Source organism: Achromobacter sp. ACM03 (assembly GCF_014851665.1).
GTDB lineage: Bacteria > Pseudomonadota > Gammaproteobacteria > Burkholderiales > Burkholderiaceae_B > Achromobacter > Achromobacter aegrifaciens.
The window spans coordinates 50683-66892 of sequence record NZ_JACVAD010000002.1 but is presented as its reverse complement, the minus strand read 5'-3'; the positions used below and the strand labels follow the sequence as shown (position 1 = coordinate 66892).

The window sequence follows — 16210 nt, the reverse complement described above, 5'->3', positions numbered from 1 at the left end:
CCCCCCTGAATCAACGTGGAACGATGCCCGGCTCGCCCAACGCCGGGTTGTCCGTGACGTTGCCGGCGAGATTCCCGGGAAGGTCGCTTGCAGGCGGCGCATCCGCCCCCGCGGCCTCGCGCGCCGCTTGGGTATCAGTGCCGGACGCCGCGCCCGCCGCTTCCGCGGCTTCGGCGGCCTGCGCCGGGCTGGGCGCCGACGCCGGCGCGGGGACCGGAGCGGGCGCGGCATTGGCCTGCGAAAACTGCTTCCACACTTCGATCGCGCGCAGGCGTTGCTTGGCCACGACCTGGATGCGTTCGCGCAGATGCTCGTCGCGCGCCAGCAGGGCGTGGAAATCGCGCGAGGACAGCATCAGCAGCTTGCTGTAGCCCAGCGACGTCACCTCGGGCATCAGCTGCTCTTCACCGAGCAGGCCAAGTTCGCCGAAGAATTCGCCGCTGCCCAGTTCGATCATGGTGTTGTCCGGCAGATGCACTGCCACGGCGCCCGAGGCCACGAAACACATCTCTTCGCCATGGCGGCCCTTGGTCAGCACGCGCTGGTCCGGCAACGCCAGTCGCGGCTTGAGCAGCTTGCTGATGGCCCGCAAGGAATCGGCGGACAGGCCTTCGAACAGCGGCACGCGTTTGATCAGGTCGGCCGCGCTCATTTCGATGTCCAGCGGCGGATGCTTGTCGATGTGGGCCCAGCGGCTCTTCAACTGCGCCATCAGGTCGGCGTAGACCTCGCCGCTGATCAGGAACTGCTCAAGCATGTCGCGGTAACGGATGCGCTCCATTTCGCGGGCCACGCGGCCCAGGTAGCTTTCCTGCAGCCACTGGGCGTAGGACGGATATTGCAGGTTCAGGGCCTGCATGGCGTTTTCGATCAGGTCCAGGCGGCGCTGGTGCAGGGACACGATGCGCTGCGTGGCTTCCTCGCCCAGCAGGGGGGTGATCTGTTCGCGCGCGAAGGCAATCAGGCGCTGCGCGACCGACCGCTTGCTCATCAGGTTGGCGAAGCGCTGGCCCAGTTCGCGCGCCAGCCAGCCCTGGAAGCCGAACAGGTAATGCAGGCGCAAGGCCAGCCGGAAACCGGTGGAATAGCGCACGTCGGCGACGATGGCGCGCTCAAAGCCCGGAATGCCCCCCAGCCGGATCGCGTCCTCCAGCCGTTCGGCCCGGGCCAGCAGGGTTTCGGCCATGCGCCAGTCCACGATCTGCGCCTTCAGGATGTCGAAGAACATTTCCTCTTCGCGCTGCGCCACGATGGCCAGTCCCACCGCCACGCGCTGGTCGTCCGTCATCTGGCTGACCTGGCCGTCGTGCACGCTGGTCAGGCTGGCGTCGAACACGGCGCGGATGCGGTCGCGGACCTCGGTGCCGATATGCTCGGTCTTGGCGACTTCTTCGGTCTTGCCCTGCAGGTCTTCCAGCGCCACGGCCAGGGCCTGGTTGCGGATGGTGCGCTCCACCGGGGACAACTGGTTCAGGCCCAGCATACGGATCAGCGGCCGCAGGCTGATGCCGTTGATGAACAAGGTCAGCAGCACGTAGCTGGTGGTGGCCACCGCGATGAACTGGCGCGCCTCTTCGGCCACCCCGGTCTGCTCCGTCACGGCCAGCGCCAGCGCCAGCGAGACGGCGCCGCGCAGGCCGCCCCACAGCATGACGACCTTATAAGGATTGCTGACCTTGGTCCCCAGCCGGGTCAGCCCCAGCAAGGGCAGCAGGCCGAAGACCACAATTGCGCGCGCCACCAGCGTGGCAACGAACACCACCGCCACCAGCGCCAGTTCCTGCCAGTCGGCGGCCGCCATCAGCTTGGGAATCAGCATGGCCGCGAACAGGAAGATCAGCGAGTTGGCCCAGAAGCCGAACTGCTCCCAGGCGCTGGACAAGTATTCGAACGTGGTGGGCGACATGCGCGTGCGGCCGGTGGAGCCCACCACCAGGCCGGCGATCACGGTGGCGACCACGCCCGACACGTTCAGGTAGTGCTCGGAAATGAAGAAGGACAGATAGGCCAGCGTCAGGGTCAGCGTGATTTCCGCGGTGGGAAAGCCGCGCAGCCAGGCGAACAGGAAGCAAGCCAGCCGGCCCATGGCGAAACCCGCCACGCCGCCGCCGATGAAGTGCACGATGAAGTCGTTGAAGATGCCGCTGGCGGTGAGTTCGCCATGGCCGCCCAGCACGGCCAACAGCACGGAGTACAAGGCAATGGAGGCCGCGTCGTTGAAGAGGCTTTCGCCTTCGACCAGCGTGGTCAGGCGCTTGGGCGCGCCCACTTCGCGGAAGATGCCCACCACCGCCACGGGGTCGGTGGTGGCGACGATGGCGCCCAGCAGCAGGCAGACCACCAACCCGTAGGGCGAAATGGCATCCAGCGTGACCCCGACCACCACGGTGCAGACGACCACGGCCACGATCGCCATCATGAGGATGGGGCCGATGTCGTCCATCAGGCGCCGCACGTTCATGGACAACGCGGTCTCGAACAGGAGCACCGGCAGGAACACCATCAGGAAGGTTTCGGACGAAATCTCGAAGCGTTCCAGCGAATCCAGGAAGTCGCCGATCCAGCTGGGCGCCCAGCCGTGAACGTGCACGATGATGCCGAGCAGACAGCCGACAATGGCCAGCAGCACCGAATAGGGCAGTTTGAGGCGGCCGGCCAGGGGCGGCATGAAGCAGACCAGCGTCAGCAGACCTGCCAGGCCGAATACGAGAAAACCTACATCCATGTTCTGTGGGCGGAGCTTATGTGAAGTTCCACAAGAATAGCGGCTTTTTCCTCCGGGACCGGCGCAGGAACTGCCAGGAATCGAGGAGAATGCACGTTTCGTTACCCCAATGCGGACAAGCGATACGCGTCGCGCCATGTTTTTTGGGTAATGTGGAATCGCACAAACTTTGCAGGAGCGGCACTTGGCCCGGATCCATTCCCTGACCCGGCGCGACGATGCGCCCGCCATGCTGGTCCAGCTGACCGACAGCCATCTGTTTGGCGAACCTGAAACCTCGATGCTGGGCGTCAACACGGACGCCAGCCTGCGCGCGGTGCTGCGCCAGATCGAGGCGGACGGCAAGCACCCCGATCTGCTGCTGGCGACCGGCGACATGTCCCAGGACGGCGAGGCCGCGGCCTATCGCCGGCTGGCGCGCGTCCTGTCCGAGGCGCCCGCCCTGGCGCAGGCCAGCATCCGCTGCCTGCCAGGCAACCATGACCTGCCGGCCGTGATGCGCCAGGAACTGCCGCAATGGTCGGTTCCGGTGACGGACGTGGGCGCCTGGCGCGTGGTCGCGCTGGACACCACCGTGCCCGGTTCCAACGCCGGCCATCTGCCCCCGAGCCAGCTCGATCTGCTGGAGGCCGCGCTGGCCGAAGCTCCGGGCCGCCACACGCTGATCGCCATGCATCACAACCCCATGCAGATCGACAGCCACTGGCACGATTCGATGATGATCGACAATCCCCAGGCCCTGTTCAAGCTGTTGACGCGCTGGCCGCAGGTCCGCGTGCTGCTGTGGGGCCATGTGCACCACGAGTTCGACCGCCGCCGCCACAATCTGCGCATGCTGGCCACGCCCTCGACCTGCTTCCAGTTCAGCATCCGCGACGGCAAGCATGTGGTGGACAACATGGCGCCCGGCTACCGCTGGATCAAGCTGTACCAGGACGGTTCGATGGCAACGGGCGTGCGGCGCGTGCAGGACGCGCTGTGGCATGGCGCCAGGACGGCCGCGGACAACGCCCAGGCGGCCTAGCCAGGCCGCGCCTCTTGCTTCGTCAGCGCACGGCGTTTGCCGCTTGAGTCGACTGCAAGCGCGAACCGGACGCGCATAAAAAACGGGGCACCAGATATGCATGGTGCCCCGCAAGCATCCGTCTCATAGGGGAGGGGAAAGAGGAGAAGCCGAGACGGATGACAAGACTGCTAACCGAAGTTCGCGGTCTACATGAAGTTAGGCGGTGCGATCCTCATTAAGTTTCTCGCGCCGCGCAAAATTTCAGCCCAAATTTGTATCAATTTATTCATGTGCGGCCGCGGCCCACCAGAAAAGCAAAAGGGCCGCTGATCGCGGCCCTTCGCATGGTTCGGCAACCGCCTCAAGAGGCAAGATTGCCGCGCATCTTCTTCAGGGCGGCCGCTTCGATCTGGCGGATGCGTTCGGCCGACACGCCGAACTCCTGGGCCAGTTCGTGCAGCGTGGCGCCGCCGTCGTCCTGCAGCCAGCGGGCTTCGACGATGCGGCGCGAACGCGGATCCAGCGCTTGCAGCGCGTCGGTCAGGCCAGCGCTTTGCAACTGGTCGCGGGCGGCGCGTTCCAGCACCCGGGTGGGTTCCTGGCGGCCCTCGTCGGACAGGTAGGCGATGGGCGCGTAGCTGTCGTCGTCATCGTCCTGGTTTTCAAGCGACATGTCGCGGCCGGACAGGCGCACTTCCATTTCGCTCACGTCTTCGCGGCGCACGTTCAGTTCGCGCGCGATGTGGTCGACCTGTTCCGGATCCAGCGTCTGGCCGTCGGGGCGCATGCTGCGCAGGTTGAAGAACAGCTTGCGCTGGGCCTTGGTGGTCGCGACCTTCACCAGGCGCCAGTTGCGGATGATGTATTCGTGGATTTCAGCCTTGATCCAGTGCACGGCGAATGACACCAAGCGCACGCCGCGCTCGGGGTCGAAACGCTTGACGGCCTTCATCAGGCCGACGTTGCCTTCCTGGATGAGGTCGGCATGCGGCAATCCATAGCCCAGGTACTGGCGCGCCACCGACACCACCAGGCGCAGGTGCGACAGAATCAGTTCGCGCGCGGCGCCCAGGTCTTCCTGGTCGCGCAGGCGGCGGCCAAGCTCGGTTTCACGTTCCGCGGACAGGACCGGCAGGCGGTTGACCGAGGAAATATAAGCGTCGATCGTGCCAAGTGCGCCCGGATTGGCAATGGCCAACGCCAGGGCGTTGCCGGAAGCGGCCAACGAGGTACTGGGTTGCTTCATAGCGGGGGTCTCCGGATGGCGAAGGGATAACGACATGGATTCGATGTTAGCACTCTAGTATTGGGAGTGCTAATTCGACTATTGCGGCGCGTCAAAGTTTCATTCGTCGCATTATGTCCCCGTTTATTTTTTAGAGTGGGGCGCCGCCGTGGGCAACCGAGCGCTGGCGGCAGATGGCCAGCCCCTGAATCCGGGCGCGGCCGCGGCTTGTCCTACCAACCCAGGCGCTTCAAGCCTTCGGCCGTAGCCTCGCCGTCGGGCCGCACGAACAGCGCCCCGCGCGGATCCATCAGCACCTGGTAGCGGGCGCCGTCGAACAGCGGCATGTACGCAGCGCTGCCAAATTGGACATCGACGAACGGGAACCAGTTCGGGAAATTCTTCTTCAACGATGCCAGGTCCGGCGCCGGCCAGTCATCCAGCGCGTGGACCGAGCGCGTGGCGGAGGCCTCGCGCGCCGCATCGCTATAACGGCCCGACAGGCGCTCCAGCCGGTATAGCGGCGGCACGCCGGCCATCAGCGCCGGCAGCCGCCAGCGCACGACCCGGGCATCGATCTGCCACTGGTCCCCATAGAGGACATACTGCTTGGTGCCCGTGCCAGGCGCGCTGGCGCTGACCTGGAACTGGCCGTCGGCCACCTGGCGCACTTCAACATGCGCCACCGGCTCGTCGGCCGTCAGGCGGAAGAATTGCACCAGCGAAAGGGCCAGCAGGCCCGACACGCATCCCAGCAGCACCAGCATCAGGCCGAACAGGCGGCGCACCGGCCGGAACTGGAACACCCTGCGGCCGCGCTCGTCGCGCGGGCCGCCGCGGCCCAGCAGCATGACGATGCCCGGCAGCAGGACGACGACGGCGCCCAGCAGTATCCAGACGAAGGGAGCGATTCCGTTGATCAAATCAGGCGTTCCTATTGAGCACAGACCGCAGGCGGCGCGCCGGGGCGCGCAAGCAGCCTGCCGCGGCAGGCCCGCCAGTATAGAAGCGCGCCCTCAGGGCGCCGGTTTTCCAAGCCGCTCGACGTGAAACCGGATGTGATCCTCGATGAACGTCGAGATGAAGTAGTAGCCGTGGTCATAGCCCGGGTGGCGCCGCAGGTCCAGCGGCTGGCCCGCAGCGGCGCAGGCGGCCTCGAATACCTCGGGATACAACTGTGCGGCCAGGAATTGGTCCGACTCGCCCTGGTCGATCAGGATGCCGGCGGGAAACGGGTTGGTGGCGCCGCGCATCAGCGCGGACGCGTCGTAAGCGGCCCAGTCCTCTGTCTTGTCGCCCAGATAGGCGCCGAACGCCTTCTTGCCCCAGGGGCATTGGCTGGGCGCGGCGATGGGCGCAAATGCCGACACCGAGCGGAACTTGCCGGGGTTGCGCAGCGCGAGCACCAGCGCGCCATGGCCGCCCATGGAATGGCCGAAGATGCCGGTGCGCGACGCGTCGCCGGGCAGGGCCTCGCCCGTGACGATGCCGTGCAGTTCCTGCGTCACGTAGCTGTACATGCGATAGTGGTCCCGCCAGGCCGGGGTGGTGGCGTCCAGGTAGAAGCCCGCGCCCGTGCCCAGGTCCCAGCTTTCGTCCTCGCCAGCCACGTTGGCGCCGCGCGGACTGGTATCCGGGGCGACCAGCATGACACCGAGTTCCGCAGCCAGCCGCTGGGCGCCCGCCTTGATCATGAAGGTCTCTTCCGTGCAGGTCAGGCCGGCCAGATAAAACAGCACCGGGACCGGACCGTCTTCGGCCTGCGGCGGAATGTAGACGGAGAAGCGCATGGGCAGGCCGATCTCCGCGGACTCGTGGCGGTAATAGCGCTGCCAGCCGCCGAAGCAGCGATGCTGCGAAATGAGTTCCAGGGCGACTGCCATTGCTTTCCTCCGATCGGAATGATGCGAAAAAAACGTCTCGCGGATTAGGGGATATCCACGGTACGACGTTCCGTCGCCGAATGTTAACCTGGGCTTTATAGGGTACGAACGACAGAAAAAAAGCGATTTCCTGCCCTGACCATGATCACGGGACTTGACCAGCGCCCACCGTGGCACTATTTATATACCGTGAGCGAAGACAACCCGTTCTTCCAAATACGCAAGTCCTGACACTATGGCCCGTCTGCCCCGTCTGTACGCCCCTGGGCTGCCCCAACTGGTGCAGGCCAACTTCATCCAGCCGCTGGCGGCGCCGTCGCAACCCGCGCCGGCCGACATACTGAATCAACTGGCCACGTGGCTGGGCGAATCCGCCCAACGCCACCGAGTCTCGGTTCACGGCTGGCTGCTTGCCAACGACCGCATCCTGCTGCTGGCCACGCCCGCCGACGAGGAAGGCCTGCCGCGCCTGATGCAGACGCTGGGCCGCAACCTGGCGGCGCGCTTGCGCGGCGGCCGGGTCTTCGCCGGTCGCTACCGATCCGCCTTGCTGGAACCGGGCGCCTGGGTGCTGCCGTCGCTGGTCTGGCTCGAAACCTATCCGGTGCGCAGCGGCGCCTCGCAGGATCCCGATTCCTGGCCGTGGTCCTCCGCTTCCAGCCATACCGGCAACACCACCGCCGCGCCAGCGCAGTGGCAGTCGGACCACGCGGACTACTGGGCCTGTGGCAATACCCCGTTCGACCGCCAGGCCAATTACCGCAAGCGCTTGCAGGACGGTCTTTCGCGCGAGGAAACCCAGCGCATCGACCAGGCGGTCTCCGGACAATGGGCGCTGGGCGGTCCCGCTTTCATTGCCAGTCTGGCCCATACCGCCAGCCGCCGGGTTGCTCCCGGCCAGCGCGGACGTCCGCGCAAGAAGCCAGCCGCGGCGTCGTCCGATGCCGAACCGAGTTCTGCGCCGCCCACCACGACGCCCACGTCGACCTCTTCCTGATTACGAACCCGCCTGAACGGCGGGTTCTTCACTTTTGCGGGCCACGCCGTTCGGGCCGGCCGGCGCATTTGCGTTTCCGCAACGTCGACTCAGGCTCAGGCTGCTGAAAATCGCCAAATAATTAGGGACATATAATAAGAAAAACCGCGTTTTATCGGGCGCGCACGCACCCTACTGGTGCATACCCCCCTGGTGAGGCCCATTTGGTGCGGCTTTTGATGCGTCACCGAATTAAAGACCGATGACGGGTAACATCAAAAATAAGGGACACACCCTATTTATTCCTATTGCACCCTACTCATGTCGGGGGTATTGTCCGTCTCCTGCACTGCAACATTACGACGCAGGCCCACTGCGGAGCGCGCCATGCCCCAAATTACCCCGATCGACTCCTGTCCCCCGCCCAAGGCGACCCCCATCGATGCCAGCCGCATCGGACTGCCGTCTGCCCAGGGCCTGTACAACCCGAAGAACGAGCATGACGCCTGCGGCGTCGGTTTCGTCGCCCACATCAAGGGCAAGAAAAGCCACGCCATCATCCAGCAGGGTCTGAAGATCCTGGAAAACCTGGACCACCGCGGCGCGGTCGGCGCGGACAAGCTGATGGGCGACGGCGCCGGCATCCTGATCCAGATTCCCGACACGCTCTACCGCGACGAGCTCGGCCATCAAGGCATCACGCTGCCGCCTCCCGGCGAGTACGGCGTGGCCATGGTGTTCCTGCCGAAGGAAACGGCCTCGCGTCTGGCCTGCGAACAGGAACTGGAACGCTCCGTGCGCGCCGAAGGCCAGGTGGTCCTGGGCTGGCGCGACGTGCCGGTGGACGTCGACATGCCCATGTCGCCTGCCGTGCGCGCCTGCGAACCCGTGATCCGCCAGCTGTTCATCGGCCGCGGCGCCGACGTGATGGTGCCGGACGCGCTGGAGCGCAAGCTGTACGTGATCCGCAAGACCGCCAGCCACGCCATCCAGAACATGCATCTGGCGCACGGCAAGGAATACTTCGTGCCCTCGGCCTCGGTGCGCACCGTGGTCTACAAGGGCCTGCTGCTGGCCGACCAGGTCGGCCGCTACTACCGCGACCTGGCCGATCCGCGCACGGTGTCGGCCCTGGCGCTGGTGCACCAACGCTTCTCGACCAACACGTTCCCCGCCTGGCCGCTGGCCCACCCGTACCGCATGATTGCCCACAACGGCGAAATCAACACGGTCAAGGGCAACTTCAACTGGCTGCGCGCCCGCGAAGGCATGATGCAGTCGGCCGTGCTGGGCGAGGACCTGAAGAAGCTGTACCCCATCGTCTACGAAGGCCAGTCGGACACCGCCACGTTCGACAACTGCCTGGAACTGCTGGTGAACTCGGGCTACTCGCTGGCCCACGCCATGATGATGATGATCCCGGAGGCCTGGGAACAGCACACGCAGATGGACGAAAGCCGCCGCGCTTTCTACGAGTACCACGCGGCCATGATGGAACCGTGGGACGGCCCCGCCGCGGTCGCGTTCACCGATGGCCGCCAGATCGGCGCCACGCTGGACCGCAACGGCCTGCGCCCGGCTCGCTACCTGGTCACCGATGACGACATGGTCATCCTGGCTTCGGAAGCCGGCACGCTGTCCATCCCCGAAAACCGCATCGTCAAGAAGTGGCGCCTGCAACCGGGCAAGATGTTCCTGATCGACCTGGAACAGGGCCGCATCATCGACGACGCCGAGATCAAGCTGCAGCTGGCCAACAGCCGGCCGTACCGCCAGTGGATCGAACGCCTGCAGATCAAGCTGGAATCGCTGCCGGCGCCGCGCCAGGCCGCCGTCGCCACGCAGTCGTCCGTGTCGCTGCTGGATCGCCAGCAGGCTTTCGGCTGGACCCAGGAAGACTACAAGTTCATCCTGGAACCCATGGCCACGACCGGCGAAGAAGTCATCGGCTCGATGGGCAACGACGCCCCGCTGGCCGTGCTGTCCGACCGCGCCAAGCCGTTCTACAACTACTTCCGCCAATTGTTCGCGCAGGTCACGAACCCGCCGATCGACCCCATCCGCGAACAGCTGGTGATGTCGCTGGTGTCCTTCATCGGCCCCAAGCCGAACCTGCTGGACATCAACAACGTCAACCCGCCGCTGCGCCTGGAAGTGTCGCAGCCGGTGCTGGATTTCGCCGCCATGGCGCAGATCCGCGACATCGAGCAGGTCACGGGCAAGAAGTTCCGCAGCTTTGAGCTGGACATCACCTATCCCGCCGCCTGGGGTCCCGAAGGCATCGAAGCCCGCGTGGCCGCGCTGTGCGCGCGCGCCGTGGACGCGGTGCGCAGCGGCTACAACATCCTGATCGTGTCCGACCGCCTGGTCGACAGCGAGCGCGTGGCCATCCCCGCGCTGCTGGCGACCTCCGCGGTCCACCAGCACCTGATCCGCGCCGGCCTGCGCACCAACACCGGTCTGGTCGTGGAAACCGGCTCGGCGCGCGAGGTGCACCACTTCGCGCTGCTGGGCGGCTACGGCGCCGAAGCCATCCACCCCTACCTGGCGCTGGAATCGCTGGGCAAGATGAACGACCCCGAAAAGGCGGTCAAGAACTTCATCAAGGCGATCGGCAAGGGCCTGAACAAGGTCATGTCCAAGATGGGCATTTCCACGTACATGTCCTACACCGGCGCGCAGATCTTCGAAGCCGTGGGCCTGCAGACCGCGCTGGTGAACAAGTACTTCACCGGCACCGCCTCCAACATCGAAGGCATCGGCATCTTCCAGGTGGCCGAGGAAGCGCTGCGCCAGCACCGCGCCGCCTTCAGCACCGATCCGGTGCTGGCCAACGACCTGGACGCGGGCGGCGAATACGCCTATCGCGTGCGCGGCGAAGAGCACATGTGGACGCCGGATTCCATCGCCAAGCTGCAGCACGCTTCGCGCGCCAACAACTACCGCACGTACAAGGAGTACGCGCAGATCATCAACGACCAGAGCCGCCGCCACATGACGCTGCGCGGGCTGTTCGAGTTCCGCTTCGATCCGTCGCGCGCGATTCCGCTGGACGACGTCGAATCCGCCAAGGAAATCGTCAAGCGCTTCGCCACCGGCGCCATGTCGCTGGGCTCGATCTCCACCGAGGCGCACTCGGTGCTGGCCGTGGCCATGAACCGCATCGGCGGCAAGTCCAACACCGGCGAAGGCGGCGAGGACGAACTGCGCTACCGCGCCGAAATGCGCGAAGGCAAGAGCACCATCAAGGACGGCGATACGCTGGCCTCGGTGCTGGGCTCGGACCGCATCGAAGCGGACGTCGAACTGAAGAAGGGCGACTCTCTGCGCTCCAAGATCAAGCAGGTGGCCTCGGGCCGTTTCGGCGTGACCGCCGAATACCTGTCGTCGGCCGACCAGATCCAGATCAAGATGGCCCAAGGCGCCAAGCCCGGCGAAGGCGGCCAGCTGCCCGGCCACAAGGTGTCGGAATACATCGCCAAGCTGCGCTACTCGGTGCCGGGCGTGGGCCTGATCTCGCCCCCGCCGCACCACGACATCTACTCGATCGAAGACCTGGCCCAGCTGATCCACGACCTGAAGAACGTGAATTCCAAGGCTTCGGTGTCGGTCAAGCTGGTGTCCGAAGTGGGCGTGGGCACGGTGGCCGCGGGCGTCGCCAAGGCCAAGGCCGATCACGTCGTGATCGCCGGCCATGACGGCGGCACGGGCGCATCCCCGGTGTCGTCCATCAAGCACGTGGGCACGCCCTGGGAACTGGGCCTGGCCGAAACGCAGCAGACGCTGGTGCTCAACCGCCTGCGCAGCCGCATCCGCGTGCAGGCCGACGGCCAGATGAAGACCGGCCGCGACGTCGTCATCGGCGCGCTGCTGGGCGCCGACGAATTCGGCTTCGCGACCGCGCCGCTGGTCGTGGAAGGCTGCATCATGATGCGCAAGTGCCACCTGAACACCTGCCCGGTGGGCGTGGCCACGCAAGACCCGGTCCTGCGCAAGAAATTCCAGGGCAAGCCCGAACACGTCGTGAACTTCTTCTTCTTCATCGCCGAAGAAGTCCGCGAAATCATGGCCCAGCTGGGCATCCGCAAGTTCGACGACCTGATCGGCCGCGCCGACCTGCTGGACATGCGCTCGGGCGTGGAGCACTGGAAGGCCCAGGGCCTGGACTTCGCCCGCGTGTTCCACCAAACGCAATCCGACGCCGACGTGCGCCAGACCGAAGAGCAGGACCACGGCCTGGCCGGCGCGCTGGACCACCAGCTGATCGAGCGCAGCAAGCCCGCGCTGGAACGCGGCGAGAAGGTGTCCTTCATCGTCCCCGTGCGCAACCGCAACCGCACCATCGGCGCCATGCTGTCGGGCGCGGTGGCCGCGCGCTACGGCCATGAGGGCCTGCCGGACGACACCATCCACATCCAGTGCAACGGCACGGCCGGCCAAAGCTTCGGCGCGTTCCTGGCCCACGGCATCACGATGGACCTGGTGGGCGAAGGCAACGACTATGTCGGCAAGGGCCTGTCGGGCGGCCGCATCATCGTGCGCTCGCCCAACGACTTCCGCGGCTTCGGCCCGGACCACATCATCGCCGGCAACACCGTGCTGTACGGCGCGCTGGCGGGCGAGGCGTTCTTCAACGGCGTGGCCGGCGAACGCTTCGCGGTGCGCAACTCGGGCGCGGCCACCGTCGTGGAAGGCACCGGCGACCACGGCTGCGAATACATGACCGGCGGCACCGTCGTGGTGCTGGGCACGACCGGCCGCAACTTCGCGGCAGGCATGTCGGGCGGCGTGGCCTACGTGTGGGATCCGGAACGCACGCTCAAGCAGCGCGCCAACCTGTCCATGGTCGAACTGGAAAGCATCGTGCCGCACGCGGAACAGCTCGCCCAGAACAACATCGACGTCTGGCACAGCGCGCAGCGCGGCGGTGAACGCGAAACGGACGAAACCATCCTGCGCCGCCTGGTGGAAGATCACTTCCGCTACACCGGCAGCTTCCGCGCCCGCGAGATCCTGGGCGACTGGGAAGCCTCGCGCGGCAAATTCGTGAAAATCATGCCGACGGACTACCGCCGCGCATTGGGTGAAATGTGGCGTGCAGCCAACCCGCAACAACTGGCTGCGTGAGGGATACCATGGGAAAGATTACCGGCTTTATGGAATTTCAGCGTCTGCAGGAGGCCTCCGAGGCCCCGCAGAAGCGGCTGAAGAACTGGCGCGAATTCGTGCTGCACCTGAGCGACGATCAGGCCAAGCAGCAGGCGGCGCGCTGCATGGACTGCGGCATCCCGTTCTGCAACAACGGCTGCCCGGTCAACAACATCATCCCGGACTGGAATGACCTGGTGTACCGGCAGGACTGGAAGCGCGCGCTGGACGTCCTGCACTCCACCAACAACTTCCCCGAGTTCACCGGCCGCATCTGCCCGGCGCCGTGCGAAGCTGCCTGTACCTTGAACATCAACAGCGACGCTGTCGGCATCAAGTCCATCGAACACGCCATCATCGACAAGGGCTGGGCCGAAGGCTGGGTGTCGCCGCAGGTGCCGGCGCGCAAGACCGGCAAGAAGGTTGCCGTGGTGGGCTCCGGCCCCGCGGGCATGGCATGCGCGCAGCAGCTGGCCCGCGCCGGCCACTCGGTGACGCTGTTCGAAAAGAGCGACCGCATCGGCGGCCTGCTGCGCTACGGCATCCCCGACTTCAAGCTGGAAAAGCACCAGATCGACCGCCGCATCTCGCAGATGGAAGCCGAGGGCGTGGAATTCGCGCCGTCGACTTACATCGGCAATCCCAGCGACCCCGTGGCCGACGGCCTGACGGTGCGCACGCCGGAATCGCTGCTGGCCGAGTTCGACGCGGTGGTGATGAGCGGCGGTTCGGAAACCCCGCGCGACCTGCCGGTGCCCGGCCGCGAGCTGTCGGGCGTGTACTTCGCCATGGACTTCCTGCGCCAGCAGAACAAGGCGGTGGCGGGCGACCGGCTCACCAACCAGACGCTGGCCAAGGGCAAGCACGTGGTGGTGATCGGCGGCGGCGACACGGGTTCCGACTGCGTCGGCACCAGCAACCGCCACGGCGCGGCCTCGGTCACGCAGTTCGAGCTGATGCCCCAGCCGCCGGAAAGCGAGAACAAGACCATGACGTGGCCGTACTGGCCGCTGAAGATGCGCACCTCGTCCTCGCACGAAGAAGGCTGCGAGCGCGACTGGTCCGTGACCACCAAGCTGCTCCAGGGCAGCAATGGCAAGGTCGAAAAGCTGATCGGCGCACGCGTCGAATGGTTCAAGGACGAAGCCACCGGCCAAATGAAGATGCGCGAAGTCGAAGGCTCTGAATTCGAGATCAAGGCCGACCTGGTGCTGCTGGCCATGGGCTTCGTGTCGCCCGTGCAGACGGTGCTGGACGCCTTCGGCGTGGACCGCGATGCCCGCGGCAACGTACGCGCCAATACCGACGACTACCGCACCAACGTCGAGAAGGTCTTCACGGCCGGCGACATGCGCCGCGGCCAGTCCCTGGTGGTCTGGGCCATCCGCGAAGGCCGCCAGTGCGCGCGCTCTGTGGACGCCTACCTCATGGGCAGCAGCGAACTGCCGCGCTGATCGCCACGATCAGGCCGGGCCGGATAGCCGCCGAGCGCATTGCGCCGGCGGCGATTTTTTTTTCCCGCGCCCCCGCCTGTTGCAACATAACCACTTTTCGATTGCGGTCTTTTCACGATTTGACACACATCAAGCGGGCCGGCCGCCAGGTTTGAGAACCTGTCGTCTCACCCAATGGAAAGATCGGAGAAGAGAATGTTTTCGCTGAACGGCCGTATCCGCGCCACCGCCATCGCCGGCCTGATCGCCGCTGGCACGCTCGCCGCCCCCGCGCACGCCCACGAAGCGGGCGACGTGCTGTTCAAGGTCGGCGTGACGCAGGTCCGCCCCTCGTCCAACAACGGCACCGTGCTCAACGGCAGCGTCGGACTCGACGTCAACAACAACGTACGCCCGAGCTTCACGCTGACCTACATGGCCACGCGCAACATCGGTATCGAACTGCTGGGCGCCTGGCCCTTCCAGCATGACGTCAGCGGCAGCGGCCTGGGCAAGATCGGCTCGACCAAGCAATTGCCGCCGACGCTCAGCCTGCAATGGCACATCCTGCCCGACAGCATGATCCAGCCGTACATCGGCGTGGGCATCAACTACACCCACTTCTTCGACACCAAGGCGGAAGGCGCGCTGAAGGGTTCGGACCTGAAGCTGGGCGATTCCTGGGGCGTGGCCGCTCAACTGGGCGCTGACTTCAAGATCAACGAGCGCTGGTTTATGAACGCAGACATCCGCTACATCGACATCCGTTCCAAGGTGAAGCTGGACGGCCAGCACATCGGCACCGCGCGCATCGATCCGTGGGTCGCGACGATCGGCGTCGGCTACCGCTTCTAAAGGCAAAAGGGCCGCGCGCCAGGCGCGGCCTTCCTCAGTCTTGCGGCGCCTCCAGCTTGTGCCGCAGGGCCTGCAACGCCGGCGTGTCGTCGTCGGCGCGCCAGACCAGCTGGGTCAGGGCCCGGCCATGCGAGCCGGACAGGGCGCCGATGCGCACCGTGTGCTCCGCCCCCAGCACCGCCAGCACCGAACGCGGCACAATCGCCACGCCCGAGCCCGCCGCCACGCAGGCGACGATGGCGTGGTACGAGGCGAACTCCATCACCTTGCCGGGCGCGATACCTTCCTGGTTGAGCCAGGATTCCAGGATGCGCCGGTATGAGCATCCCGACGCGAAGGCAATCACGCTGCGGTCGCCCAGGTCCTTGGGACTGTCGATCGGATCCCAGGCCAGCGGCGAGATCAACGCCAGTTCTTCCTTGAAGGCATCCATGGCCGCCAGCCCTTCGGCCGGAAACGGCTGCGCCACGAACGCGGCCTCGATTTCGTAGTTGCGCACCTTGGCCGCCAGCGCGGCCGACGTGCCGGTCACCAGTTCGATCCGCACCTGCGGCCAGGCCGCGTGATAGGCCGCCAGGATCGGCGGCAGACGCGCGGCCGCCGTGCTTTCCATGGTGCCGATGCGCAGCACGCCCTGCGGCGAGCCGTCACGTACCGCGGCCTGGGCTTCGTCCGCCAGGCGCAGCAGCCGGTCGGCGTAGGACAGCAGCACCCGCCCCTGGTCAGACAGCACCAGCCGGCGATTCTGGCGGCGGAACAGCGGCGCCTCCAGCGAGGCCTCCAGCTGCTTCAGGCGCGTCGACACGTTGGACTGCACGCGGTTCAGATGGGCAGCGGCGCGCGCCACGCCGCCCTGGTCGGCAACCGCCTTGAAGATCTGCAGTGCATCCAGGTCCAAGTTTCTCATTTTGAGAACTCACTATCTTAATAATTCACTATTAATGATATTAGTACAGCCG

Annotated in this window: 10 protein-coding genes; 5 read left to right on the top strand and 5 right to left on the bottom strand. The window is 65.8% G+C overall.

Annotation, left to right across the window (positions count from 1 at the left end; all coding sequences use genetic code 11):
- Positions 1–10: 10 nt before the first annotated feature.
- Positions 11–2725 (bottom strand): cation:proton antiporter, encoded by a 2715-nt coding sequence (locus tag IB257_RS08570; RefSeq protein WP_054455453.1) that lies wholly within the window; start codon positions 2723–2725, stop codon positions 11–13.
- A 184-nt stretch (positions 2726–2909) separates the two neighbouring features.
- Between IB257_RS08570 and cpdA the strand changes: the two genes are divergently transcribed.
- Complete coding sequence (gene cpdA / locus IB257_RS08565; protein ID WP_192492180.1) at positions 2910–3749, top strand: 3',5'-cyclic-AMP phosphodiesterase; 840 nt, start codon at positions 2910–2912, stop codon at positions 3747–3749.
- A 343-nt stretch (positions 3750–4092) separates the two neighbouring features.
- Here the strand turns inward: cpdA and rpoH are convergent, their stop codons facing one another.
- The 3 genes from rpoH to fghA all read right to left on the bottom strand — a co-directional run bounded on the left by rpoH (position 4093) and on the right by fghA (position 6839).
- The gene (rpoH, locus tag IB257_RS08560) at positions 4093–4977 is read right to left on the bottom strand and encodes an RNA polymerase sigma factor RpoH (RefSeq protein ID WP_054455457.1); all 885 of its coding nucleotides are present in this window, start codon (positions 4975–4977) and stop codon (positions 4093–4095) included.
- 212 nt (positions 4978–5189) lie between these two features.
- A complete protein-coding gene (locus IB257_RS08555) occupies positions 5190–5879 on the bottom strand; it encodes a hypothetical protein (RefSeq protein WP_119449866.1) in 690 nt (229 codons plus the stop codon).
- A 93-nt stretch (positions 5880–5972) separates the two neighbouring features.
- Positions 5973–6839 carry an S-formylglutathione hydrolase gene (gene fghA / locus IB257_RS08550; RefSeq protein ID WP_125472879.1) on the bottom strand — a complete coding sequence of 289 codons (867 nt, stop codon included), beginning with the start codon at positions 6837–6839 and terminating at the stop codon, positions 5973–5975.
- Positions 6840–7074: 235 nt separating this feature from the next.
- Between fghA and IB257_RS08545 the strand changes: the two genes are divergently transcribed.
- The 4 genes from IB257_RS08545 to IB257_RS08530 all read left to right on the top strand — a co-directional run bounded on the left by IB257_RS08545 (position 7075) and on the right by IB257_RS08530 (position 15251).
- Positions 7075–7836, top strand: a complete 762-nt coding sequence (locus IB257_RS08545; RefSeq protein WP_119449865.1) for a hypothetical protein — start codon at positions 7075–7077, stop codon at positions 7834–7836.
- A 366-nt stretch (positions 7837–8202) separates the two neighbouring features.
- A complete protein-coding gene (locus tag IB257_RS08540) occupies positions 8203–12942 on the top strand; it encodes a glutamate synthase-related protein (protein ID WP_054455466.1) in 4740 nt (1579 codons plus the stop codon).
- An 8-nt stretch (positions 12943–12950) separates the two neighbouring features.
- Complete coding sequence (locus IB257_RS08535) at positions 12951–14417, top strand: glutamate synthase subunit beta (protein WP_054455468.1); 1467 nt, start codon at positions 12951–12953, stop codon at positions 14415–14417.
- Positions 14418–14612: 195 nt separating this feature from the next.
- Positions 14613–15251: an OmpW family protein gene (locus IB257_RS08530; RefSeq protein ID WP_054455471.1), complete on the top strand. Its 639-nt coding sequence runs from the start codon at positions 14613–14615 to the stop codon at positions 15249–15251.
- Positions 15252–15285: 34 nt separating this feature from the next.
- Here the strand turns inward: IB257_RS08530 and IB257_RS08525 are convergent, their stop codons facing one another.
- Positions 15286–16158 (bottom strand): LysR family transcriptional regulator, encoded by an 873-nt coding sequence (locus IB257_RS08525; RefSeq protein ID WP_192492179.1) that lies wholly within the window; start codon positions 16156–16158, stop codon positions 15286–15288.
- Positions 16159–16210: the final 52 nt, after the last annotated feature.